Source organism: Streptomyces luomodiensis (assembly GCF_031679605.1).
Taxonomy (GTDB): Bacteria; Actinomycetota; Actinomycetes; order Streptomycetales; family Streptomycetaceae; genus Streptomyces; species Streptomyces luomodiensis.
This window is the reverse complement of the sequence record NZ_CP117522.1, coordinates 4,099,185-4,123,259: the sequence shown is the minus strand read 5'-3', so window position 1 is coordinate 4,123,259 and position 24,075 is coordinate 4,099,185. Positions and strand designations below refer to the sequence as shown.

General features: G+C 70.3%; 15 protein-coding genes. 11 read left to right on the top strand and 4 right to left on the bottom strand.

What is annotated here, in order from left to right; translation table 11 throughout:
• The first annotated feature begins 4 nt into the window (after window positions 1-4).
• The 6 genes from PS467_RS17295 (at window position 5) to PS467_RS17270 (ending at window position 6,973) form a co-directional block, all read left to right on the top strand.
• Window positions 5-1,093, top strand: a complete 1,089-nt coding sequence (locus PS467_RS17295; protein WP_311036051.1) for an ABC transporter substrate-binding protein — start codon at window positions 5-7, stop codon at window positions 1,091-1,093.
• Window positions 1,094-1,181: 88 nt separating this feature from the next.
• A complete protein-coding gene (locus PS467_RS17290) occupies window positions 1,182-2,909 on the top strand; it encodes an ABC transporter permease (RefSeq protein ID WP_311036050.1) in 1,728 nt (575 codons plus the stop codon).
• Between the two features lie 6 nt (window positions 2,910-2,915).
• Entirely contained in the window at window positions 2,916-4,070 is a 1,155-nt protein-coding gene (locus PS467_RS17285) for an ABC transporter ATP-binding protein (protein WP_311036049.1), read from the top strand.
• 97 nt (window positions 4,071-4,167) lie between these two features.
• Window positions 4,168-4,986, top strand: a complete 819-nt coding sequence (locus PS467_RS17280) for a ComF family protein (protein ID WP_311036048.1) — start codon at window positions 4,168-4,170, stop codon at window positions 4,984-4,986.
• Window positions 4,987-5,302: 316 nt separating this feature from the next.
• Window positions 5,303-5,992 (top strand): ribosome hibernation-promoting factor, HPF/YfiA family, encoded by a 690-nt coding sequence (hpf, locus tag PS467_RS17275; protein ID WP_268972447.1) that lies wholly within the window; start codon window positions 5,303-5,305, stop codon window positions 5,990-5,992.
• 234 nt (window positions 5,993-6,226) lie between these two features.
• Window positions 6,227-6,973: a response regulator gene (locus PS467_RS17270; RefSeq protein ID WP_268972446.1), complete on the top strand. Its 747-nt coding sequence runs from the start codon at window positions 6,227-6,229 to the stop codon at window positions 6,971-6,973.
• 146 nt (window positions 6,974-7,119) lie between these two features.
• Here the strand turns inward: PS467_RS17270 and PS467_RS17265 are convergent, their stop codons facing one another.
• On the bottom strand, window positions 7,120-8,307 hold the full coding sequence (locus tag PS467_RS17265; RefSeq protein ID WP_311036047.1) for a winged helix-turn-helix domain-containing protein: 1,188 nt from the start codon (window positions 8,305-8,307) through the stop codon (window positions 7,120-7,122).
• Between the two features lie 60 nt (window positions 8,308-8,367).
• Window positions 8,368-9,024 carry a GNAT family N-acetyltransferase gene (locus tag PS467_RS17260; protein WP_311036046.1) on the bottom strand — a complete coding sequence of 219 codons (657 nt, stop codon included), beginning with the start codon at window positions 9,022-9,024 and terminating at the stop codon, window positions 8,368-8,370.
• Between the two features lie 264 nt (window positions 9,025-9,288).
• Between PS467_RS17260 and secA the strand changes: the two genes are divergently transcribed.
• Window positions 9,289-12,141, top strand: coding sequence for a preprotein translocase subunit SecA (secA, locus tag PS467_RS17255; RefSeq protein WP_311036045.1), 2,853 nt, complete (start codon window positions 9,289-9,291; stop codon window positions 12,139-12,141).
• Between the two features lie 241 nt (window positions 12,142-12,382).
• On the opposite strand, the gene PS467_RS17250 is transcribed toward secA, so the two are convergent.
• Window positions 12,383-13,237: an Rv3235 family protein gene (locus PS467_RS17250; RefSeq protein WP_311036044.1), complete on the bottom strand. Its 855-nt coding sequence runs from the start codon at window positions 13,235-13,237 to the stop codon at window positions 12,383-12,385.
• A 660-nt stretch (window positions 13,238-13,897) separates the two neighbouring features.
• Here PS467_RS17250 and PS467_RS17245 point away from each other — a divergent pair.
• Window positions 13,898-14,404, top strand: a complete 507-nt coding sequence (locus PS467_RS17245) for a DUF6912 family protein (RefSeq protein WP_311039887.1) — start codon at window positions 13,898-13,900, stop codon at window positions 14,402-14,404.
• A 36-nt stretch (window positions 14,405-14,440) separates the two neighbouring features.
• Window positions 14,441-15,109, top strand: a complete 669-nt coding sequence (locus PS467_RS17240) for an HAD family hydrolase (RefSeq protein WP_311036043.1) — start codon at window positions 14,441-14,443, stop codon at window positions 15,107-15,109.
• Window positions 15,110-15,368: 259 nt separating this feature from the next.
• Here the strand turns inward: PS467_RS17240 and PS467_RS17235 are convergent, their stop codons facing one another.
• Complete coding sequence (locus tag PS467_RS17235; protein ID WP_268972439.1) at window positions 15,369-15,935, bottom strand: DJ-1/PfpI family protein; 567 nt, start codon at window positions 15,933-15,935, stop codon at window positions 15,369-15,371.
• A 436-nt stretch (window positions 15,936-16,371) separates the two neighbouring features.
• Here PS467_RS17235 and PS467_RS17230 point away from each other — a divergent pair, with 436 nt between their 5' ends.
• Together PS467_RS17230 and PS467_RS17225 are read left to right on the top strand one after the other, a co-directional pair.
• Complete coding sequence (locus PS467_RS17230; protein WP_311036042.1) at window positions 16,372-21,339, top strand: NAD-glutamate dehydrogenase; 4,968 nt, start codon at window positions 16,372-16,374, stop codon at window positions 21,337-21,339.
• Between the two features lie 320 nt (window positions 21,340-21,659).
• Window positions 21,660-23,987, top strand: coding sequence for a bifunctional glycosyltransferase/CDP-glycerol:glycerophosphate glycerophosphotransferase (locus PS467_RS17225; protein WP_311036041.1), 2,328 nt, complete (start codon window positions 21,660-21,662; stop codon window positions 23,985-23,987).
• Window positions 23,988-24,075 lie beyond the last annotated feature (88 nt).

Below are 24,075 nucleotides of genomic sequence, written 5' to 3'. Positions count from 1 at the left end.
TGCCATGAACGGAGTGCGGCAACGGGCCGGTCGCCGGAGCCGCGCCGCCGTCGCGGCCGCCTTGGGCACGGTGCTCGCCCTCGTCACGGCCGCGTGCGGGGGCGGTCCTCCGCCCGCTCCGAAGGCCAAGGACCTGGACGCGCTGTACCAGGAGGCCAAGGCCGAGGGGGAGGTCGTGTGGTTCGCGCCGAAACCGGAGGCGCAGATGCGGCCGGCCATCGACGCCTTCGAGAAGAAGTACCCCGGGATCAAGGTCAAGTACACGAACAAGAAGGCTCCGGACCTCGTCACACAGCTCAATGTGGAGCAGGCCGCGGACCGCGTGAGCTTCGACGTGTCCAACGCCGGCGGGCTCACGGTGCTGCCGTCGCAGGACATGGCGGCGAAGGTGAACTGGGCCGACTACGAGGTGCCCGCCGGGCAGATCTTCGCCGACAACTTCGTCTACGTCTGGGCCGTACCGAAGGTCTGGGCGTACAACACCGACGCCGTCGCCGCCGGCGACGCGCCCGCGAGCTGGGACGACCTGCTCGCTCCGCGGTGGAAAGGGGGCAAGCTCACCGTCGAGTCGCGCGGTTCCTTCATGACCGTATGGGCCCGGGACGCTTCGCTCGGCACCGACGCCGGTCTCACGTACGCCTCCCGGCTGGCCCGGCTGCGGCCCCACTACACCGAGAACACCACGCAGGCCCACACGAACATCGTCTCCGGCCAGACACCGGTCGGCACCGACCTGATCAACCTCGTGCTGGAGGACAAGGCCAAGGGCGCGCCGATCGCCGTCGCACCGGTAGGCCCCACGAACGCCAACAAGTCCTATCTCTTCGTGGCCGACGGCGCCCCGCATCCGGCGGCGGGCCGCCTGCTCACCGCCTTCCTCGCCTCCAAGGAAGGCCAATCCGCCCTGGTCGACACCTACAACTCGATCATCCCCACCAACACGGACTGCACGGACGCCGCCAAGAACCGTGTCATCGACGCCCTGTGTGACGCCGGTGTCGAGTGGTTCAGCGAAACCGACATCAAGCAGTACGAGCAGTTCTCGGCTTTCTTTCCCAAGGTCGAAGACGCCTTGGGCACCGATGTCAACTGACGGCCGTCACTGACGCACCACTGCCCGCGGCCTCCGGCCGGCAGCCGCGGGCAGTGGGCTCTTCCGCCCACCCTTGGAGACTTCAGCGATGCAGTCTGGCACCGAACTACCCGCCGGCGGGCGTCCTCACCGCCGGGACCGCGTCCTGACCGGCGTCAACATCGCCATCGGCGCCGTCCTCGCCTACCTCGTGCTCTTTCCCCTGGGAATGCTGGTCTACAGCAGCCTCAAGGACAGCGAGTTCAAACTGCCCTTCCAGATCCCCGGGTTCACGTCCGCCAACTTCACCAGGATCTTCTCCTCGGAACGCTTGGCGGAGGTCGCTCTCAATTCGCTGATCTTCGTGGTCGGCACCGTGGCCGTGGCCTTGGTCATCAGCGTCAGTCTGGCTTACCTGTTCGAACGGACCGACATCCCCGGACGCCGTTTCCTCGCGCCGAGCACGCTGGCCCCCATGGCGGTGCCGGCCGCGGTCATGGCGGTGGCCTGGGTGCTGGCGGCCAACCCCGCCAACGGCCCGATCGCCCTCGCCGTCGAGCGGATCTCCGGGTACTCGATCGACATCTACTCGCTGCCGGGCATGATCATGGTGGCCGGCATCTTCGGCGTACCGGGCATGTACATCATGCTCGCGCCGACGTTCGCCCGGCTCAACCTCGAGTTCGAGGAGGCCGCGGCCACCTCGGGCGCCGGGTGGCTGACGCGAACCCGCAAGGTGGTACTGCCCCTCACGATGCCGGGGATCTCCGCGGCCAGCATGCTGCTGGTCGTCATCGCCATCGAGGAGTTCGCGATCCCGGCCATGCTCGGGATGCCGGACCAGATCTTCGTGTTCAGCAGCTACGTCCAGGCCGCGCTCCAGCCGCCGTCGGGAATACCCAACTACGGCCAGGCCAGCGCCCACGGCATTCTCCTGGTTCTGCTGTCCCTGGTGATGATCGCCGTCTACCGGCGCCAGACGCGCGAGTCGCACCGGTTCCGGGTGGTGGCGGGCAAGGGGTACCGGGCCATGCCGGTGCGGCTGGGACGGTGGCGCATCCCGATCGTCGCCATCGTGACGCTCTACGTGCTCGTCGCGATCCTCGTGCCCATCCTGACCCTGGTCTGGACGAGCCTGACCCCGTACCTCCAGCCGATCAGCTTCGACAACCTGGGCGCGCTCAGCCTCGACAACTACACCGCGATCTTCAGCGACCCGAACCTGAGCCACGCGCTCTTCAACACCCTGGTGATCAGCTTCGTCACCGCGACGCTGACCGCCGGCTTCGCCCTCTGGCTGGCGCTGGCCTCGACGCGCGGCGGCCGTATCGGCCGGGCCCTGTTCGACCTGTCCTTCCTGGTCTTCGCCATCCCCAGCATCGTGCTGGGGGTGGCGGTGCTGTTCCTCTACCTGTACCTGCCCATCCCGGTCTACGGGACGGTCTGGATCATCATCATCGCGCTCACCACCCGCTACATCCCGCGCGGCTCGCGCATGATCCAGACGGCACTGTTGCAGCTCGACAACGGACTGGAGGAGGTGGCCCGCGTCTCCGGGGCGTCGAACAGCACCGTGCTGCGCCGGGTGATCTTCCCCCTCGCCGCGCCCGCGGTGTCGCGGACCTGGCTGTGGGTGTTCGCCAACGCGCTGGGCGAACTGCCCATCGCGCTGCTGCTGTCCAGCTCCGACAACCGGACCGTCGTGGTGCTGCTGTGGGACATGATCGGCGAAAGTGCGAATTATCCCGAGGCCAGCGCCCTCGCGGTCCTCCTGCTCTCCCTCTCGGCCGTCTCCGTCTGGTGGGTCAACCGTCGTGGCTTCCAACAACACATGTGAGGTGTCGTGACCGTGCAGAACCTCGTTGCTTCCGACCACTCCGTGGAGATCTCCGGCCTGGAGAAACGATTCCACCGCCAGCAGAGCGGCGAGATGAGCCTCGCTGTCGCGGACGTCAGCTTCACCGTGCCGCGCAACAGCTTCTTCACCCTGTTGGGGCCCAGCGGGTGCGGTAAGACGACCACACTGCGCTGCCTCGCCGGACTCGAGACGGCCGACCGCGGCGAGATCTCGATGAACGGCCAGTCGGTCTTCTCCGCCGCGGCGCGCCGCGACGTCTCTCCCGAGGACCGGCCGATCGCGATGGTGCCGCAGTCCTACGGGATCTGGCCGCATATGAAGGTGTTCGAAAACGCCGCGTTCCCGCTCCGGTACGGCCGCACGACCTATCCCCGGGCCGAGATCAAGCGGCGTGTCCTGGCGATGCTCGATCAGGTGGGCCTGTCGGAGTACGCCGACCGGTGGTCGACCCAGCTCAGCGGCGGCCAGCAGCAGCGGCTGGCGCTGGCCCGCGCCCTGCTGTGCGAGCCGGAGGTCCTGCTGCTGGACGAGCCACTGTCCAACCTGGACGCCAAGCTGCGCTCACAGCTGCGCGCCGAGCTGCGGTCGTTCCAGCAGAAGTTCGGCGTCACCACCATCTATGTGACGCACGACCAGGGCGAGGCCCTCGCCATGTCCGACACGATCATGGTCATGAACCGTGGCCGGATCGAGCAGATCGGATCGCCCAGCGAGATATACGACTCGCCGGCGTCACGGTTCGTGGCCGACTTCGTCGGCAGCGCCAACCTCATCCCCGGATTGGTCGAGGGGGCGGCGCGCCCCAGTGACCGTGTGGTCGACGCCAAGACGGCCATCGGCGTCGTGCGGTGCGAGCGGTTCGCCACCCCGCCCGCACCGCCCACCGCCGGCCAGGAGCTTTCCGTGTGCGTCCGGCCCGAGCACATCCACGTCGCCACCGGGACACCACAGACCACGGGCCCGAACCGGTTCACGGCGCGCATCACGACCACCGAGTACCTCGGCGACCGGCAGGAGGTCGTCGTCACCGTGGGTGACGTCGTGCTCCGCGCGCACGCCGACGCGCACCTCGGTGCTCGCCCGGGGGACGAGGTGACCGTGGTCCTGGACCCGGCGTGGACGGTCGCGCTGTGGTCCTGAGCCAGGGCTAGCCGGTCGGGGGTGGTCGGTTGTCCACATGTGCGCGGTTGTCCACAGGGGGTGGCGCGAGGGCCCGGACGCCGGGACAGTGGTGTCCATGCGGGCCTGGTGGCAGGAGATCGCCGATCTGGTGCTGCCGGCCGACTGCGCCGGATGCGGTCGGCCGGGCGGCACGCTGTGTGGCCGCTGTCGTGGGGCACTGCGCGGATCCGGGGCGCGCCGGGTGGAGCCGAGCCCGGTGCCGCCGGGGCTGCCGGTGGTCCATGCGGCGGTGGATTACGTGGACGAGGCGCGGGCGGTGCTGCTCGCGCACAAGGAGCGGGGAGCGCTCCGGCTGGCGCGGCCGCTGGGCGAGGCGCTGGCGGGGGCGGTGCGGGCGGTCTGCGCCGGCGCCGGCGCAGCGCCCCGTGCGGGCTACGGCCCCAGGGCACGCACCCGGGCGTGCGGCGCGGGGCCGGACGCGATACGCGGGGCGAGACCGGGTAGGAGACGGGGTGCCGGGGCGGGGGCGAGACCCGGCACGGGCCCGCTGCTGCTGGTGCCGGTGCCGTCGGCCCGGCGTGCGGTGGGGGCCCGGGGGCATGACCCGGCCCGGCGGATCGCGCTCGCCGCGGCGGGTGTGCTGCGCGACGGCGGGCGTCCGGCGAGGGTCCCGGCGGTGCTGCGCCAGCGGCGCCGGGTGACCGACCAGTCGGGGCTGGACGCGCGGCAGCGGCGGGCGAATGTCACGGGGGCGCTGGGGGCGGTCCCCGGCAGCGGCCGGCTGCTCGTGGAGGGCCCGGTGGTGCTGGTGGACGATCTGATGACCACGGGTGCCTCGCTCGCGGAGGCGGCGCGGGCGGTGACGGTGGCCGGTGGCCTGGTCATCGGCGCGGCCGTGGTGGCCGCACCCCTGACGCGCATCGACCGGAACTGAATACGAAGCCCCATCGTTGCAGGTGGCAAGAGCGGCAAAGCACCTGATCGGAGGTACGTGCCGGTAGGGGGTGCCGACTTCCGACCGGTCGAGCTATGTTCGGTTGTGAGGAGTGGCGGGTGCTATGACTCACTCATCCGCTTGGCGTGTTTTTGCCTGCTTTCTGGTGAACCTTGGAAGACATGGGGTTGAGATCCTCCCCGTGGGAAGGAGGAGCTGAAAGCGCCAAGCCGGTGGCTCCGGAAGACGCCGGAGCCAAGTGCACAAGGGATGACGCTCCGATACTGACTGGAGCTACCCGGGAACGGAGTTCTGCGTGGACATCGTCGTCAAGGGCCGTAAAACTGAGGTGCCCGAGCGGTTCCGGAAGCACGTGGCCGAGAAGCTGAAGCTGGACAAGATCCAGAAGCTCGACGGCAAGGTCATCAGCCTCGACGTCGAGGTGTCCAAGGAGCACAATCCGCGGCAGTCCGACCGCGCGGACCGAGTGGAGATCACGCTCCGCTCACGCGGCCCGGTGATCCGGGCGGAGGCCGCCGCGGCCGATCCGTACGCAGCGCTGGACATGGCGGCCAGCAAGCTGGAGGCACGGATGCGGAAGCAGAATGACAAGCGCCACGCGCGCCGTGGTAACGGTCGCATTCCGGCCAGCGACGTGGCTGTCACCGTGCCCAACGCGGCGCGCATCAACGGGCATGGCGAGATCGCGCCCCAGCGCGCGACGGAGACCGTCCCCACCACCCGGATGGGCTCTCTGGAGGTGCAGGGTGAGGGCCCCCTGGTGGTCCGGGAGAAGACCCACGCCGCGGCCCCGATGACGCTCGACCAGGCTCTCTACGAGATGGAGCTGGTCGGGCACGACTTCTATCTGTTCGTCGACTCCGACACCAACCAGCCCAGCGTCGTCTACCGGCGGCATGGCTATGACTACGGGGTGATTCATCTTCAGCCGGAGGCGTTCGTCGGAGAGGCGCCCGGTGGCGCCGGCGGCGCACTCGGCGGCTGACCGAGGAATTCAGCCGAATCCAGCCTGACCAGTCCTGACAAGTGAGAGGTGCCCCGGAGCGCCTGTGCGCCCCCCGGGGCACCTCCGTGCGACCACGGCGGGACCATGACGCCGTCCGGGCATGGAATCATGGCCCAAACGGTCAACCGGCGTACCGAAAGCACCGGTTGATGCCAGACCGAGTGCACCAGAGGGTGCGGACCGCAAGGGCCATGGCCTTCAGGGGGAGGAACGATGGCGGACAGCTTCGGGCCCGTGTCCGACGCCGGTGACCACGGCGTCGGTCCGGACAGGGGCGAGCCGCGCGGCGATACGCGCAAGGAGCCGATTCGGGTCCTCGTGGTGGACGACCACGCGCTCTTCCGGCGCGGATTGGAGATCGTCCTGGCCCAGGAGGAGGACATCCAGGTCGTCGGCGAGGCGGGGGACGGGGCCGAGGCCGTGGACAAGGCGGCGGATCTGCTGCCGGACATCGTCCTGATGGATGTGCGCATGCCCAAGCGCGGGGGGATCGAGGCGTGCACCGCCATCAAGGAAGTGGCACCCAGCGCCAAGATCATCATGCTGACGATCAGCGATGAGGAAGCCGATCTCTACGACGCGATCAAGGCGGGGGCCACGGGTTATCTGCTGAAGGAGATCTCGACCGACGAGGTCTCGACCGCCATCCGGGCGGTGGCGGACGGCCAGTCCCAGATCAGCCCGTCGATGGCGGCCAAGCTCCTGACCGAGTTCAAGTCGATGATCCAGCGCACCGACGAGCGGCGGCTGGTGCCCGCGCCCCGGCTCACCGACCGTGAGCTGGAGGTGCTCAAGCTCGTGGCGACCGGGATGAACAACCGGGATATCGCCAAGGAGCTGTTCATCAGCGAGAACACCGTGAAGAACCACGTGCGCAACATCCTGGAGAAATTGCAGCTGCACTCCAGGATGGAGGCCGTGGTCTACGCGATGCGGGAGAAGATCCTCGAGATCAGGTGAGGATGAAGCCCGGCAGCCCGGCAGCCCGGCGCCGGGAGCCGGAGCCCCGGAGGAGCCGGGCCCCGGCAGATCCTCAGCCGGGGCCGATCAAGCGACCGCTGCCGGTCAGGTGACCGCTGTCGGTCAGGAGATCGTGACCGTTGCGGTCAGGCGACCGCCGCCGTGAGGGGTGCGGCGAGCTCCGGGTGGTCGACGCGCTCGATCCGTACGGAGTCACAGCCCACCCATTCGGCCGCCTCCCGCAGCGCCTGCGCCATGGGGGCCACGGCCTTCGGCGACTCCAGGGACACCTGCCGTGCGACCAGGGTCTTTCCCTCCCGGGCCGGATCGACCCGGCCCAGCAACCGCCCACCCGACAGCAGCGGCATGGCGAAGTAGCCGTGGATCCGCTTGGGCTTGGGCACATACGCCTCCAGCCGATGGGTGAAGCCGAAGATCCGCTCGGTGCGTGCCCGGTCCCATATCAGCGAGTCGAAGGGCGACAGCAGGGTCGTGCGGTGCCGACCGCGCGGCGGGTCGGCCAGGGCCTCGGGGTGCGCCCAGGCCGGTTTGTCCCAGCCCTCGACCGCCACCGGCACCAGCCCCGAGTCCGCGATCACCGCGTCCACCTGCTCGCCCTTGAGCCGGTGGTAGTCGGCGATGTCCGCCCGCGTGCCCACGCCCAGGGACTGCCCGGCCAGCCGGACCAGCCGGCGCAGGCACTCCAGGTCATCCAGGTCGTCATGGAGCAGGGCGTCCGGCACGGCGCGCTCCGCCAGGTCGTACACCCGCTTCCAGCCGCGCCGCTCGACGCACACCACCTCGCCGAACATCAGCGCCCGCTCGACCGCGATCTTCGCCGCCGACCAGTCCCACCACGGCCCGCCGTTCTTGGCCCCGCCCAGCTCCGTGGCGGTCAGCGGGCCCTCGGCGCGCAGCTGCTTCACCACCGTCTCGTACATCCCGTCCGGCAGCTCGTGGTGCCAGTGCGGACGGGTGCGGTAGGCGCGGCGCCGGAAGGCGAAGTGCGGCCACTCCTCGATCGGCAGCACACAGGCGGCATGCGACCAGTACTCGAAGGCATGGGTGCCGTTCCAGTACGCCGACTCGACCGCCTTACGGCCGACGGCGCCCAGCCGCGCGTACGGGATCAGCTCGTGCGAGCGGGCCAGCACCGAGATCGTGTCCAGCTGCACCGCGCCCAGATGGCGTAGCACGCCCCGCACCCCGCCACGCCGGTCGGGGGCGCCCAGCAGCCCTTGGGCGCGCAGCGCGATCCGGCGGGCCTCGTCGGCGGAGAGGGTGACCTCGGGGGTGCGGCGGTCCACGGCGGACCCGGCAGCGGCATTCGTCATGCGCGTCACCGTAGTGGTGACCACTGACAGTGCCGCTGACAGCACCACCCATGCAGGACCTCAGACCGCCGACGGCGTGGTGGGGGCCCGGCCGGACGTCCCGGATGTCCCAGATGTCCCAGACGCCCCGGACGCCTCGGACGGCAGATACGGCGTCGTCGACGGCAGACCCCAGTCGGACGGCAGCAGCGCGCCCCGCCAGGCGTCCCGGCGGGTCCCGTGGTGGACGATCCGGGCGCGGTCCGTTCCCTCCATCCGGAAGCCCACCCCGAGGGCGACCGCCCGCGAGCCCTCGTTCCCGGCCTCGCAGCACCACTCCAGCCGCTCCACCCCGAGCCGGGTGAACGCCCACTCGATCACGGCCCGCGCCGCCTCGCCCGTATAGCCGCGCCGCCGGTGCTCCCGCGCCGTCCAGTAGCCCAGCTCGGCCTGGCGCTCCGGGGTGCGCAGCTGGGCGAGACGCACCAGGCCCATGGCGCCGACGAGCACGCCGTCACCATGGGTGACCACCGCGAAGTCGTAGGCCACGTCGTCACGCCAGTTCTCCGGGCAGATCCGGCCGGTGAAGTCCTCCGCGTGGGCACGTTCGTACGGGGAGGGCACGGTGGTCCAGCGCTGGATGTCCGGGTCCTGACAAGCTGCGAAGACCGCGTCCGTGTCGGAGGACCGGAAGGGCCGCAGGACCAGGCGGTCAGTGGTGAGGGTGACAGGCTCCATGCGTCCCGAGTCTGCGCCGCCGTCGTCACTCACCGCGACCGGTTTCGGCGAATTGGAGGGCACCTGGGGGGCTTCCAGAGGGCACCTGGGGGGCTTCTCATCCGTTGACACGGTGAGGTGACACCCGGTCCTCGTGGTGACGGACCTCCCGGCGTGCCGGGGTCTGTCTTACGATGGCCGTTGCGGCGGGGCCTGCGCCCCTTGACAATGCCGCGCCAGCGCACCCCGACCGTGCCAGGCCCGACCGGCAAGGAGCCAGCCTACGTGTCCGTCTTCAACAAGCTCATGCGTGCAGGCGAAGGAAAGATCCTGCGCAAGCTGCACCGCATCGCGGACCAGGTCAATTCCATCGAAGAGGACTTCCTGTCCCTCTCCGACGCCGAGCTGCGCGCCCTCACCGACGAGTACAAGCAGCGGTACACCGACGGTGAGAGCCTCGACGACCTGATGCCCGAAGCGTTCGCCACGGTGCGCGAGGCGGCCAAGCGGGTGCTCGGGCAGCGTCACTACGACGTCCAGCTGATGGGCGGCGCGGCGCTGCACCTGGGCTATGTCGCCGAGATGAAGACCGGCGAGGGCAAGACCCTGGTCGGCACCCTCCCGGCGTATCTGAACGCGCTGTCGGGCAAGGGCGTCCACCTCATCACGGTCAACGACTACCTGGCCGAGCGCGACTCCGAGTGGATGGGCCGGGTGCACCGGTTCCTCGGCCTGGAGGTCGGCTGCATCCTCGCCAACATGACCCCGGCGCAGCGCCGCGAGCAGTACGCGTGCGACATCACCTACGGCACCAACAACGAATTCGGCTTCGACTATCTGCGCGACAACATGGCGTGGTCGAAGGACGAGCTGGTGCAGCGCGGCCACAACTTCGCGATCGTCGACGAGGTCGACTCGATCCTGGTGGACGAGGCCCGTACGCCGCTGATCATCTCCGGCCCGGCCGACCAGGCCACCAAGTGGTACGGCGACTTCGCCAAGCTGGTCACCCGGCTCAGCAAGGGCCAGGCCGCCGATCCCCAGAAGGGCCAGGAGGAGACCGGGGACTACGAGGTCGACGAGAAGAAGCGCACCGTCGCCATCCATGAGTCCGGTGTCACCAAGGTCGAGGACTGGCTGGGGATCGACAACCTCTACGAGTCGGTCAACACCCCGCTGGTCGGCTACCTCAACAACGCGATCAAGGCCAAGGAGCTCTTCAAGAAGGACAAGGACTACGTCGTCATGGACGGCGAAGTCATGATCGTCGACGAGCACACCGGCCGTATCCTCGCGGGCCGCCGCTACAACGAGGGCATGCACCAGGCGATCGAGGCGAAGGAAGGGGTGGAGATCAAGGACGAGAACCAGACCCTCGCCACGATCACCCTGCAGAACTTCTTCCGCCTCTACACCAAGCTCTCCGGCATGACCGGTACGGCGATGACCGAGGCCGCCGAGTTCCACCAGATCTACAAGCTCGGCGTGGTCCCGATCCCGACCCACCGCCCCGTCGCCCGGATCGACCAGTCCGACCTGATCTACCGCACCGAGGTCGCGAAGTTCGACGCGGTGGTCGAGGACATCGTCGAGAAGCACGAGAAGGGCCAGCCGATCCTGGTCGGCACCACCTCCGTGGAGAAGTCCGAGTACCTCTCCCAGCAGCTCGCCAAGCGCGGGGTGCCGCACGAGGTGCTCAACGCCAAGCAGCACGACCGGGAGGCGACGATCGTCGCCCAGGCCGGCCGTAAGGGCGCCGTCACCGTCGCGACCAACATGGCGGGCCGCGGTACCGACATCAAGCTCGGCGGCAACCCCGACGACCTCGCCGAGGCCGAGCTGCGCCAGCGCGGTCTGGACCCGGTGGAGCACGCCGAGGAGTGGGCCGCCGCGCTGCCCACCGCCCTGGAGAAGGCCGAGGCCGCGGTCAAGGCCGAGTTCGAGGAGGTCAAGGAGCTCGGCGGGCTCTATGTGCTGGGCACCGAGCGCCATGAGTCGCGCCGGATCGACAACCAGCTGCGCGGCCGCTCCGGCCGTCAGGGCGACCCCGGCGAGTCCCGCTTCTACCTCTCGCTCGGCGACGATCTGATGCGGCTGTTCAAGGCCCAGATGGTCGAGCGCGTCATGGCGATGGCCAACGTCCCGGACGACGTCCCGATCGAGAACAAGATGGTCACCCGGGCCATCGCCTCCGCCCAGTCCCAGGTCGAGCAGCAGAACTTCGAGACCCGTAAGAACGTCCTGAAGTACGACGAGGTCCTGAACCGCCAGCGCGAGGTCATCTACGCCGAGCGCCGCCGCGTCCTGGAGGGCGAGGACCTACAGGACCAGATCGGCCACTTCATGGACGACACCATCAAGGACTACGTCCAGGCGGAGACGGTCGAGGGCTTCGCGGAGGAGTGGGACCTGGACCGGCTGTGGAACGCCTTCAAGCAGCTCTACCCGGTCAAGGTGACGATCGAGGAGCTGGAGGAGGAAGCCGGCGACCGCGCCGCCATCACCGCCGAGTTCATCGAAGAGGCCATCAAGGAAGACATCCACCAGCAGTACGACGCGCGTGAGGAGCAGCTGGGCTCCGAGATCATGCGTGAGCTGGAGCGGCGGGTCGTGCTCTCCGTCCTGGACCGCAAGTGGCGCGAGCACCTCTACGAGATGGACTACCTCCAGGAGGGCATCGGGCTGCGCGCGATGGCCCAGAAGGACCCGCTGGTGGAGTACCAGCGCGAGGGCTTCGACATGTTCCAGGCCATGATGGACGGGATCAAGGAGGAGTCCGTCGGCTATCTGTTCAACCTGGAGGTCCAGGTCGAGCAGCAGGTCGAGGAGGTCCCGGTCGAGGAGTCGGAGGAGCAGGCGGCCCTCGCCGAGGATGTGCAGGACGCGGTGCCGTCGGGCGGGTCGGGCACGTCGGGATCGGGTTCGCCGGGTCGTCCCGAGATCCGCGCCAAGGGCCTGGAGGCCCCGCAGCGTCCGGACCGGCTGCACTTCTCCGCCCCGACGGTGGACGGCGAGGGCGGTGTCGTCGAGGGCGACTTCACCAACGGTGAGACGCCGCCGGCGCCCCGGTCGGAGGCCGACGGGCTGACCCGGGCGGAGCGGCGCAAGGCGCAGAAGGGGCGCCGCCGCAAGAAGTAATGCGGCGCGCACGGGGTTGTGCGCGTGCAGGTGGTACGGGCCGGGGTGCCGCGCGGGGCGCGGCACCCCGGCCCGTCGCGTTGTGCGGGTGCGGGTGCGGGTGCGGGTGCGGGTGCCTGGTGCCGGTGGTGTCGGTCGTATGGGGCGGGCGCGGTTCACGTTCGTTCGGAGCGGGCTCGTTCTCTCCGCGAGACTGGGGCCCGCCCGGCTTTCGGGCCCGTGACGTCCGCCGTCGGACGGGTCACGCGAGTGGGCCGAGGTCGATGGCGGCGCAGCGCCAGCGGGCGTCGGCGCCCAGCTCCAGCCGGAAGGCGAGCGCGCTGAGCCGGTCTCCGGAGGCGATCCGGGCGAAAGCCTCGATGACCCCGTGCCGGGGCTGGTACTCACCGCAGCGCCGTACGACGGGCGCCGGGGCGCGCCCTCCGGCGGGGCGCAGCGGGGCGCGCGGGGCGAGCTCGATCAGCCGGTCGTAGGCGGCCGGGAGGGCATGCCCGAGGAGGGTGTGGACGGGGCGCTGGCCGCTGAGAGTGAGCAGCAGCCGGTTGGCGAACCAGTAGCGCGGCAGCCGGTCCCGCTCCCGAAACGCCGCGGCGGCGGCCGCGCTCCGGGACACGGCGGCGGCGCGTGAGGCGGTCGCGGCGGTGCGGTACGCGGCTGTCGCGCGCGGTGCGGTGGTGGGCGACGGGGCTGCTGTGCCGTGCGGTACGGGGGTGGCGGTGGTGGGGGCCGTACCGCTCGGTGGCGCGGAGATCTGGGTGATGAGGCTCGTGCTGCGCGGTGCGGTTGTGGTGTGCGACGCAGAGGCCGTGGGCGTGAGCGTGGGCGTGGGTGGTGCGGTGGTGCGCGGTGCGGCTGTGGAGCGCGGTCCGGGGGCGCCAGGAGCGGCGGCCGTGGTGTTCGGTGTGGTCGTGCTGTGGGGTTCGGGGGTGCCGGTGGCGGCGGTCGTGGTGGGTGGTGTGGTCGTCGCGGTGGTGCGCGGTGTGGCTGTGCTGTGCGGTTTGGGGGTGCCGGTGGTGGCCGCCGTGATGTTCAGTGCGGTTGTGGTGGGTGGCGCGGGAGTGTGGGTGGCTGTGGGGTTTGGTGCGGTCGTGGCCACGGGGGTTGGCGGTGTCGCGGTGGCGGGGCCCGGTGCGGTCGTGGCTGCGGGAGTCGGTGTGGTCGTAGTGGCGGGGGTTGGCGGTGTCGTGGTGGCGGGGCCCGGTGCGGTCGTAGCCGGGAGGGTTGGTGGTGGCGGGGTGGGTGGGGTGGTGTCGGGGGTGGGGGTGTTCGTGTTGGTGGTGCGGGGGCGGCGGGGGTCTCGGCGGGCTGGGGGGCCGCTTCTGCGTGGTCCGCCGGCGCCCCGCCGTCGTACGGCCTCCCCGGCTGCCGGGGGGCGGGTCGTGGTCCGATGTGTGGTCCTGTCCGTGGCCCGATCCGTCGTTCGGACGCCCTCGCGCATGCCGCTCGCCCCGTTCTCTCCGGCCCGGCCCGATACCGGGCGGTAGCTTTTGTCGGAGAGTCTTCTACCGGCGCCTTTTCGGGCCCCGCAATGAGCGTCGGGCCGCCCTCCCGGCGCCGTCGCGGTTCACCTATCCGTGGCATACGGCGGCTCATCGCCCCTGGCCACGGGCTTGTGCGGGGCGCACTTCGGGCTTCGCGGGGCCTCGGCGTCCGCTGTCCCCCGAAAGGGGACCACCGGCCCTGTCAAGAAGGCTCGGGAGAGGGGACGGACGATCGTATGCTGGGGGCCTATTGGTCTCTGATGAAAGCGGCAGTCATGCGCGTCTACGTCCCCCTGACCCTCTCCGGTCTCGCCGAGGCACACAAGGAGGGCCAACTGGGGCCGGCGCCGGTGACCGCCTATGCGGTCACCCCGGCACTTCGCGAGTGGTATCTGTCCGATGACATCGAGGAGCTGGAGTACGCGGCGCTGAGCCGGGCCGCGCAGGCGTCGCTGCGGCTGCTCGCCGTCGATCCGCAGGCGGTGCGCCGGCGGGTCGTGGTGGCCGTGGACGTGCCCGATGGGCAGGCCGTCGCCGATCCGGACCGGGGGCTGGACCAGTCCGCGCTGGGCGAGGTGCGGATCAACGCCGCCGTACCGCTGGCGAAGGCCGCCGCCGTGCATCTGGACGCCGATGACGCCGAGCGGGACATCGCGGCGGCCGCCGACGCGCTGGGCGCGGCGGACCTCGGTGACGACGACGCCCAGTTCACCGTGGACGGCGCCGAGGACCACGAGCTGCTCTGGTACGCCACCCAGGAGATCCCCAACCTCATCGACTGATGTACCGGCGTCGGACCCGCCCGGTACCGTCGTGGGATGGGGAAGAACCACGTGACGCACCTCGTCTGGGACTGGAACGGCACGCTGCTCCACGACATCGACGCCGTGATCTCGGCGACGAACGCCTCGTTCCAGGAGATCGGCCTGCCGCCGATCACCCTCGAGCGCTACCGCGACCTGTACTGCGTCCCGGTGCCGCGGTTCTATGAGCGGCTGCTGGGGCGGCTGCCCACCGACGATGAGTGGGCGGTCATGGACGAGACGTTCCACCGGCACTACTGGGCGCTGGCCGAGTCCGCCGGGCTGGCGATCGGCGCCCGGCAGCTGCTCGTGGAGTGGCAGGAGGCGGGTCTCACCCAGTCGCTGTGCTCACTGGCCCCGCATGAGTATCTGCTGCCCCTGGTGCGGACGCATGGCATCGAGCGCTTCTTCGTCCGGGTGGACGGCCGCGTCGGGCAGAGCAACACCGGCAAGGCCGAGCAGATGATGCGCCATATCGCCGCACTCGAAGGGGTGCCGACGCGGCGGATGGTGGTGATCGGGGACGCCGTGGACGACGCGGTGGCGGCGCGGCATGTGGGGGCGCGGGCCGTGCTGTACACGGGCGGTTCGCACAGCCGGGCCAGTCTGGAGGCGGCCGGGGTGCCGGTCGTGGACACGTTGGAGGAGGCCGTACGAGAGGCCGAACGCATGGCCGATGAGTGAGCGGGTGCCCGTTCTTCTCGGCTGCCGCGGGCGGGGGGCGGCCGACCCCGTCCGGGCCAGTGCCTTACCGGACCCTGGGTGCCCCCGTTCCCCTCGGCGGGTGTCCGTTCCCCTCGGCGGGTGTCCGTTCTCCTCGGCGGGTGTCCGTTCTCCTCGGCGGGTGCCCCCGTTCTCCCCAGCGGGTGCTCGTTCTCCCCGGCGGGTGCACGTTCCCCTCCGCGGGTGCCTGCCTCTCCTCACCTGACCGGTGGCGTTCTCCTCACACCACCGGTGCCTTCGCCCGCAGCACTGTCAGGAACTCCCGCATCCATGCCGGATGGTCCGGCCAGGCCCGTGAGGAGACCAGCGTGCCGTCGACCACGACCTCGGCGTCCTGGTACTCCGCCCCCGCCGCCTGCATATCCGGCTCCAGGGCCGGATAGGCGGTGACCCGGCGCCCGCTCAGGCCGCCCACGGCCGCCGTGAGCAGCGGGCCGTGGCAGAGCTGCGCCACCGGCTTGTCCGCGTCGAAGAACGCCTTGCAGATCTTGCGCAGCTCGGGGTCGTTGCGCAGGTATTCCGGGGCGCGACCGCCCGGGATCACCAGGGCGGCGTACTGTCCCGGGTCGACCTCGGAGAAGGCGAGGTCGGCGGGGAAGGTGTAGCCCGGTTTCTCGGTGTAGGTGTCGAAGCCCTCTTCGAAGTCGTGGACCACGAAGCGCAGCGTCTTGCGGCTCGGGGCCGCGATATGGACGTCGTATCCTTCTTCGCGCAGTCGCTGGTACGGGTAGAGCACCTCCAGCGATTCGGCCGCGTCGCCGGTCACCAGCAGGATCTTCGCAGCCATGCCGTCCACCTCCACGTCCACGCTTACCACCGTCCAGATCACGGTGCATCCGCGCCGGCGCTTTGCCAAGAGGGCATCCCCATGACTCCGGGCGCCTCCCCGGTCGCTGTCCATTTCGTCAAACATCTGGGCCCGGTTTTGTACACGAACGGCTCATGACGACCCCCTGGGGTGGAGCGATAGCCTTGCTGCGTGATCAGCGCGATAGTCCGTGAGGGCAACGAGGCCCTCGCTCCGCGCCCGGAGCCCCACCGGCCCCGGGCCCGAGCCGCCGCTGACCTGTGGCGCGTGGGGTCTTGGTCACTTACGGCCGAGTACGCCCCGGCCATTCCCTGTTTCGGCATACCGTCGTCCACGACCGGGATTTCCGCGTCGCGGCGTCATGCCACCACCGCCATCTATGTCACGCAACGGCGCGCGACAGGAGCCAGAGGACATGCAGACCAAGCTGGACGAAGCCAAGGCCGAGTTGCTCGAACGGGCCGCCCGGGTCGCTGAGAACAGCCCTGCCGGGGGGCAACCGGTGCAGGGCCCAGGACCGGAGACCCTGACCGCATACCTCCAGCACTACTACCTGCACACGCCTCCCGAGGACTTGGCCGATCGTGACCCGGTCGACGTCTTCGGGGCGGCGCTCTCCCACTACCGGCTCGCCGAGGTGCGTCCGCAGGGCACGGCGAACGTCCGGGTGCACACCCCGACGGTCGAGGAGCACGGCTGGACGTGCAGCCACTCCGTGGTCGAGGTGGTCACCGACGACATGCCGTTCCTGGTGGACTCGGTCACCAACGAGCTCAGCCGGCAGGGGCGCGGCATCCATGTGGTGATCCATCCGCAGGTGGTCGTGCGCCGTGACATCACCGGCAAGCTGATCGAGCTGCTCGATATCTCCTCGGAGGGCCCGACCCGTAAGAAGCTTCCGCATGACGCGGTCATCGAGTCCTGGATCCATGTCGAAACCGATCGCGAGACCGACCGCGGCGATCTGAAGCAGATCACCGCCGATCTTCTGCGTGTCCTGTCCGATGTCCGGGAGGCCGTCGAGGACTGGGACAAGATGCGCCAGTCCGCGCTGCGCATCGCCGAGGGCCTGACGGACGAGCCCAAGGCCGCCGAGGTCCGCCAGGAGGAGGTCGAGGAGGCCCGGGAGCTGCTGCGCTGGCTCGCGGACGACCACTTCACCTTCATCGGCTTCCGCGAGTACGAGCTGACGCAGGTCCCCACCGAGGCCGGTGGCGAGGAGGACGTGCTGACCGCGGTGCCCGGCACGGGGCTGGGCATCCTCCGCTCCGACCCGCAGCACAAGGACGCCGACCAGAGCGCCCACGCGGGCCCCGCGGCCCCGGTGTCGCCGTCCTTCAACCGGCTTCCGGCCGACGCCCGCGCCAAGGCGCGCGAGCGCAAGCTGCTGGTGCTCACCAAGGCCAACAGCCGCGCCACCGTGCACCGCCCCTCGTACCTCGACTACATCGGGGTGAAGAAGTTCGACGCCGAGGGCAATGTGATCGGCGAGCGCCGCTTCCTGGGGCTGTTCTCCTCGGCCGCGTACACCGAGTCGGTGCGCCGGGTCCCGGTCATCCGCCGCAAGGTGGACGAGGTGCTCGCGGGCGCGGGCTTCGGGGTCAACAGCCACGACGGCCGGGACCTGCTCCAGATCCTGGAGACCTACCCGCGCGACGAGCTGTTCCAGACCCCGGTCGAGCAGCTCCGTTCGATCGTGACCAGCGTGCTCTACCTCCAGGAGCGTCGCCGGCTGCGGCTGTACCTGCGCCAGGACGAGTACGGGCGCTACTACTCCGCGCTGGTCTACCTGCCGCGCGACCGCTTCACCACCGATGTGCGGCTGCGGCTGACCGACATCCTGCTGGAGGAGCTGAGCGGCCGCCCGCCGGTCGACTTCACCGCCCTGCACACCGAATCGGTGCTGTCCCGGCTGCACTTCGTGATCCGGGTGCAGCCCGGCACCGAGCTGCCCGACCTCACCGACGCCGATGTGGAGCGGATCGAGAGCCGGCTGATCGAGGCCGCCCGGTCCTGGGCCGACGGTTTCGCCGAGGCCCTGGTCTCCGAGGTCGGCGAGGAGCGCGGGGCCGAGCTGCTCCGCCGCTATCAGCACGCCTTCCCCGAGGGGTACAAGGCGGACCACACCCCGCGCGGCGCCGTCGCCGACCTCCAGCACATGGAGCGGCTGAAGAGCGGTGGGCAGGACTTCGCGCTCAGCCTCTACGAACCGGTGGGCGCGGCCCACGCCGAGCGCCGCTTCAAGATCTACCGGGCCGGGGCCCAGGTCTCGCTGTCCGCGGTGCTGCCGGTGCTCAACACCCTCGGCGTCGAGGTGGTGGACGAGCGCCCGTACGAGCTGCGCTGCTCGGACAAGACCACGGCCTGGATCTACGACTTCGGGCTGCGGCTGCCGCTGCGCGAGGGCGAGACGCTCGCCGACGACGCCCGTGAGCGCTTCCAGAACGCGTTCGCCGCGGTGTGGACCGGCCAGGCGGAGAGCGACAACTTCAACCAGCTGGTGCTGGGCGCCGGGCTGGACTGGCGGCAGGCGATGGTGCTGCGGGCCTACGCCAAGTATCTGCGGCAGGCCGGGTCCACCTTCAGCCAGTCGTACATGGAGGACACCCTCCGGAACAATGTGCACACCACCCGGCTGCTGGTCTCCCTCTTCGAGGCCCGGATGTCGCCCGAGCGGCAGCGGGCGGGGCTGGAGCTGACCGACGCGCTGCTGGAGGAGCTGGACGCGGCGCTGGACCAGGTGGCCTCGCTGGACGAGGACCGCATCCTGCGCTCCTTCCTCACCCTGATCAAGGCCACCCTGCGGACGAATCACTTCCAGAAGAACGGGGACGGCAAGCCGCACGACTATCTGTCGGTGAAGCTGGACCCGCAGGCCGTGCCGGACCTGCCGGCGCCCCGCCCGGCGTACGAGATCTGGGTCTACTCCCCGCGGGTCGAGGGTGTGCACCTGCGGTTCGGCAAGGTGGCGCGCGGGGGCTTGCGCTGGTCCGACCGGCGTGAGGACTTCCGTACCGAGATCCTGGGCCTGGTCAAGGCGCAGATGGTGAAGAACACGGTCATCGTGCCGGTGGGCGCGAAGGGCGGCTTCGTCGGCAAGCGGCTGCCGGATCCGTCCGTGGACCGCGACGCCTGGCTGGCCGAGGGCATCGCCTGCTACAAGACCTTCATCTCCGGGCTGCTCGACATCACCGACAACATGGTCGCCGGGCAGGTCGAGCCGCCCAAGGACGTGGTCCGCCACGACGGGGACGACACCTATCTGGTCGTCGCCGCCGACAAGGGCACCGCGACCTTCTCCGACATCGCCAACGACGTCGCCCAGGCGTACGGCTTCTGGCTCGGCGACGCCTTCGCCTCCGGCGGCTCCGCCGGTTACGACCACAAGGGCATGGGCATCACCGCCCGCGGCGCCTGGGAGTCGGTCAAGCGCCACTTCCGTGAGCTGGGCCATGACACCCAGACCGAGGACTTCACGGTCGTGGGCGTCGGCGACATGTCCGGCGACGTGTTCGGCAACGGCATGCTGCTGAGCGAGCACATCCGGCTGGTCGCCGCCTTCGACCACCGGCACATCTTCCTGGACCCCAACCCGGACGCGGCCACCTCCTACGCCGAGCGCCGCCGCCTGTTCGAGCTGCCGCGCTCCTCGTGGGCGGACTACAACGCCGAGCTGCTGTCGGCGGGCGGCGGCATCCACCCCCGTTCGGCCAAGGCCATCCCGCTCACCCCGCAGGTGCGGGCCGCGCTGGGCATCGAGAAGCGGGTCGCCAAGATGACCCCGGCCGATCTGATGAAGACGATCCTCAAGGCGCCGGTCGACCTGCTGTGGAACGGCGGTATCGGCACCTATGTCAAGGCGTCCTCCGAATCGCACGGCGATGTCGGCGACAAGGCCAATGACGCGATCCGGGTGGACGGCCAGGACCTGCGGGCCAAGGTGGTCGGCGAGGGCGGCAACCTGGGCCTGACCCAGCTGGGCCGGATCGAGTTCGCCGCCAACGGCGGCCGGATCAACACCGACGCGATCGACAACAGCGCCGGTGTGGACACCTCCGACCACGAGGTGAACATCAAGATCCTGCTCAACGCCCTGGTCACCGAGGGAGACCTCACCCTCAAGCAGCGCAACAAGGTGCTCGCCGAGATGACCGACGAGGTCGGCGCGCTGGTGCTGCGCAACAACTACGCGCAGAACGTGGCCCTGGCCAACTCCGTCGCCCAGGCGCCCAGCCTGCTCCACGCCCATCAGCGGCTGATGCGCCGCCTGGGGCGGGAGGGGCGGCTGGACCGGGCGCTGGAGTTCCTGCCCACCGACCGCCAGATCCGCGAGCGGCTGTCCGCCGGGCGCGGTCTGACCCAGCCCGAACTGGCCGTGCTGCTCGCCTACGTCAAGATCACGGTGGCCGAGGAGCTGATCGCCACCGGGCTGCCCGACGATCCGTACCTCCAGCGGCTGCTGCACGCCTACTTCCCGCAGGCCCTGCGGCAGCGGTTCCCCGAGCACATCGACGGCCATGCGCTGCGGCGCGAGATCATCACCACGGTGCTGGTCAACGACACCGTCAACACCGCAGGTACCACCTTCCTGCACCGGATGCGGGAGGAGACCGGGGCCTCCACCGAGGAGATCGTGCGCGCCCAGACCGCGGCCCGCGCGATCTTCGAGCTGAACCGGGTGTGGGACGAGGTCGAGGCGCTGGACACGTCCGTCACCGCCGACATCCAGACCAGGATGCGGCTGCACTCGCGCCGGCTGGTCGAGCGCGGCACCCGCTGGCTGCTCAACAACCGGCCGCAGCCGCTCCAGCTCGCCGAGACCATCGACTTCTTCGCGGAGCGGGTCGGCGCGGTCCGGGCCCAGCTGCCCAAGCTGCTGCGCGGCTCCGACATCGAGTGGTACCAGCGGATCTGCGACGAGCTGACCGGGGCGGGCGTCCCGGAGGAGCTGGCCACCCGGGTGGCGGGCTTCTCCTCGGCCTTCCCGACGCTGGACATCGTCGCCATCGCGGACCGCACCGGCAAGGAGCCGCTGGCGGTCGCCGAGGTCTACTACGACCTGTCCGACCGGCTGCGGATCAGCCAGCTGATGGACCGGATCATCGAGCTGCCGCGCGCCGACCGGTGGCAGTCCATGGCCCGGGTCTCCATCCGCGAGGACCTGTACGCGGCGCAGGCCGCCCTGACCGCCGATGTGCTGTCGGTGGGCAACGGCGGCTCGACGCCCGAGCAGCGCTTCAAGGCGTGGGAGGGGAAGAACTCCGCGATCCTCCAGCGGGCGCGCACCACGCTCGATGAGATCCAGTCGTCGGAGACCTTCGACCTGGCCAATCTGTCGGTCGCGATGCGGACCATGCGGACGCTGCTGCGCACCCACAGCTGAGCGCCCGATCGAAACCGACCGCGCCGCCCGGGGCCCCGCGCTCCGGGCGGCGCGGTCCGTCGTATCACGGCCCTGTTCTCGCGGGGCCTTGCCGTTCTGGCGGCCGCCGGCGAGCGGAACCGGCACCGGGCCGACCCGCGACCGGGCCGACCCGCGACCGGGCCGACCCGCGACCGGGCGCCGGCGGCATCAGGGGAACATCGTCACCCGCGTGGGCGCCTCTGTCGGCGACTTAACGGGCATATCGGGGTGAATCCACCTAGCGTGGGGGACAGTGAGTGCTTCGCGCCTCGAACCGCCGCCGTGTCCCGAGGAGCCTTATGCCCCGCTTCACCATCGTCATCGCCGCCTATCGCGTCCAGGGTTATCTGGGCGCCTGCCTGGACTCCGTACTGACGCAGTCGTTCGACGACCTCGAGGTGGTCGCCGTCGACGACTGCTCACCGGACCACTGCGGCGCGATCATCGACGCGTACGCGGCGCGCGACAGCCGGGTCGTGCCCGTGCACCAGCGGGTCAACTCCGGGCCGGGCCAGGCCCGTAACGCCGGGGTCGAGCGGGCCGGCGGGGACTATCTGCTCTTCCTGGACGGTGATGACACCCTCGCCCCCGGCACCCTCCAGGGCCTCGCCGACCGGCTCGCCCTGACCCACGACCCGGACATCCTCTACTTCAACCACGTCCGCACCTACTGGTCGGAGCGCCGGGCCCCGAGCATCTTCGGGGACCTGCTGGCCTCGGCGGGCACCGATGTCTTCTCCGTCGTCGAACGCCCGGAATTCCTGCGGCTCTTCGCGATGTCGTCCAACCGCGTCTACCACCGCGGTTTCTACACCCGCCATGGCTTCGCGTTCAGCGAGGGCATCTACGAGGACGCCCTGCTCTCGTACAAGACGATGCTCACCGCGCGGCGCATAGCCTGTGTGGATCTGGTGGGCCTGGAATACCGGCAGCGGCGGGTCGGGGCCAGTACGGGAAGCCCCGGGGAGAAGCATTTCGTCATCTTCCAGCAATACGCCCGGCTTTTCGACTTCCTCGACGACCGGCCGCAGCTGGAGCCCCTGCGCCCGCTGCTCTTCGAACGGGCCGTCTCGCATTTCCTGTTCTGCCTGGACCGCACCTCCCGGGTGGCGACGGCGGACCGGCCGCGCTTCTTCCGCCGGGCCGCCGAGTGGTACCGCGACCACCTCCCCGTGGGATTCACCCCGCCGGTGGAGGGCCGGTGGCGTTTCGAGGCGCTGGCGGCCGGCTCCTTTATCCGCTACCGGGAGCACGAACTGTCGGTACGGGCGGTCGCCGCGGCCCGCAAGCTGCGCCGGACCGTCCGGCCGCCCCTGGCCGCACAGGCCAAGCGGACCCTGTACGGGCTGCACCGGCGGCGGCCGGTGGACGACCGGCTGGCCGTGTACTCCGCGTACTGGGGCCGCGGGGTGCTGTGCAACCCGGCGGCCATCTACCACAAGGCACGGGAGCTGGCGCCGGAGATCCACGGGGTGTGGGTGGTCAGGAAGTCGGAGATCGCGTCCCTCCCGGACGGCGTCGACCACGTCATCCCGGGCACCCGCGACTACTACCGCGCCGTGGCCCGCGCGAAATACCTCATCAACAACGTCAACTTCGCCAATGAGGTGGTGAAACGGCCGGGCACGGTCCATGTGCAGACCTTCCACGGCACCCCGCTCAAATGCATGGGACTGGACCAGCAGCGCTATCCGGCCGCCGCGGGCGGGATGAGCTTCGGCAATCTGCTCAAGCGCATCGACCGCTGGGACTTCGCCCTCTCCTCCAATCCGCACTCCAGCCAGATCTGGGAACGCGTCTACCCCGCCTCGTACCGGCTGCTGGAATACGGATATCCGCGCAATGACGTCTTCTTCACCGCGTCCGAGGACGACATCCGGCGCATCCGCGAACAGCTGGGCATCCCGGCCGGACACACCGCCCTCCTCTACGCGCCCACCCTCCGCGACTACCAGAAGGGCTTCACCCCCCGGCTGGACCTGGAGCGGCTCAGCCGCGAGCTCGGCCCGCGGACGACGCTGCTGGTGCGCGCCCACTACTCCTACCGGCCGCAGGACCAGCTGGCCCGGCTCCAGGAGGCCGGGCTGGTGATCGACGTCTCGCGCCACCGGTCGGTGGAGGAGCTGTGCCTGGCGGCCGACGCGCTGATCACCGACTACTCGTCGATGATGTTCGACTACGCCCTCCTGGACCGCCCCATCGTGATCTACGCCGACGACTGGGACATCTACCGGTCCTCCCGCGGCGTCTACTTCGACCTGCTCTCCGGGTCCCCCGGCGAGACCCCCGGGGCCGTCGCCCGCACCGAGCGGGAGCTGGTCGAGGTCTTCCGCGAGGGCCGCTGGTGCGACGCGGACGCGACCGCGCTGCGCACCGCCTTCCGGGCCCGCTTCTGCCGGTTCGACGACGGCCACGCGGCCGAGCGGGTGGTGCGGACCCTGATGCTGGGCCAGGACGACACGGAGCTCCCGGTCCCGTCCACGTCCGCGCCACGGGCGCGGCTGCTGCCGGTCGGCGGCGACAGCGCATCGGCGGGGCCGGTGGGCGGCGACAGCGCTACGGCGGGACCGGCCGGCGGCCAGAGCGATACGGCGGGACCGCGCGGCGGCGTCCTCACCGCCGAGTGATCGCGGTCCGTCGGGCCCGGTCCGCCGGGCCCCGGTCCGTCGATCGCGGTCCGCCCAGCCCCAGTCCGTCAGGCCCGGTCCGTTGGGC

Coding starts and splice junctions, on each gene's coding strand:
- PS467_RS17235 (WP_268972439.1), bottom strand. CDS start 15,935: ATGGCTGCGAAGATCCTGCTGGTGACCGGCGACGCGGCCGAATCGCTG.
- PS467_RS17225 (WP_311036041.1), top strand. CDS start 21,660: ATGCCCCGCTTCACCATCGTCATCGCCGCCTATCGCGTCCAGGGTTAT.
- PS467_RS17280 (WP_311036048.1), top strand. CDS start 4,168: ATGCGGGCCTGGTGGCAGGAGATCGCCGATCTGGTGCTGCCGGCCGAC.
- PS467_RS17295 (WP_311036051.1), top strand. CDS start 5: ATGAACGGAGTGCGGCAACGGGCCGGTCGCCGGAGCCGCGCCGCCGTC.
- PS467_RS17270 (WP_268972446.1), top strand. CDS start 6,227: ATGGCGGACAGCTTCGGGCCCGTGTCCGACGCCGGTGACCACGGCGTC.
- PS467_RS17240 (WP_311036043.1), top strand. CDS start 14,441: ATGGGGAAGAACCACGTGACGCACCTCGTCTGGGACTGGAACGGCACG.
- PS467_RS17230 (WP_311036042.1), top strand. CDS start 16,372: ATGCAGACCAAGCTGGACGAAGCCAAGGCCGAGTTGCTCGAACGGGCC.
- PS467_RS17245 (WP_311039887.1), top strand. CDS start 13,898: ATGCGCGTCTACGTCCCCCTGACCCTCTCCGGTCTCGCCGAGGCACAC.
- PS467_RS17290 (WP_311036050.1), top strand. CDS start 1,182: ATGCAGTCTGGCACCGAACTACCCGCCGGCGGGCGTCCTCACCGCCGG.
- PS467_RS17265 (WP_311036047.1), bottom strand. CDS start 8,307: ATGACGAATGCCGCTGCCGGGTCCGCCGTGGACCGCCGCACCCCCGAG.
- PS467_RS17260 (WP_311036046.1), bottom strand. CDS start 9,024: ATGGAGCCTGTCACCCTCACCACTGACCGCCTGGTCCTGCGGCCCTTC.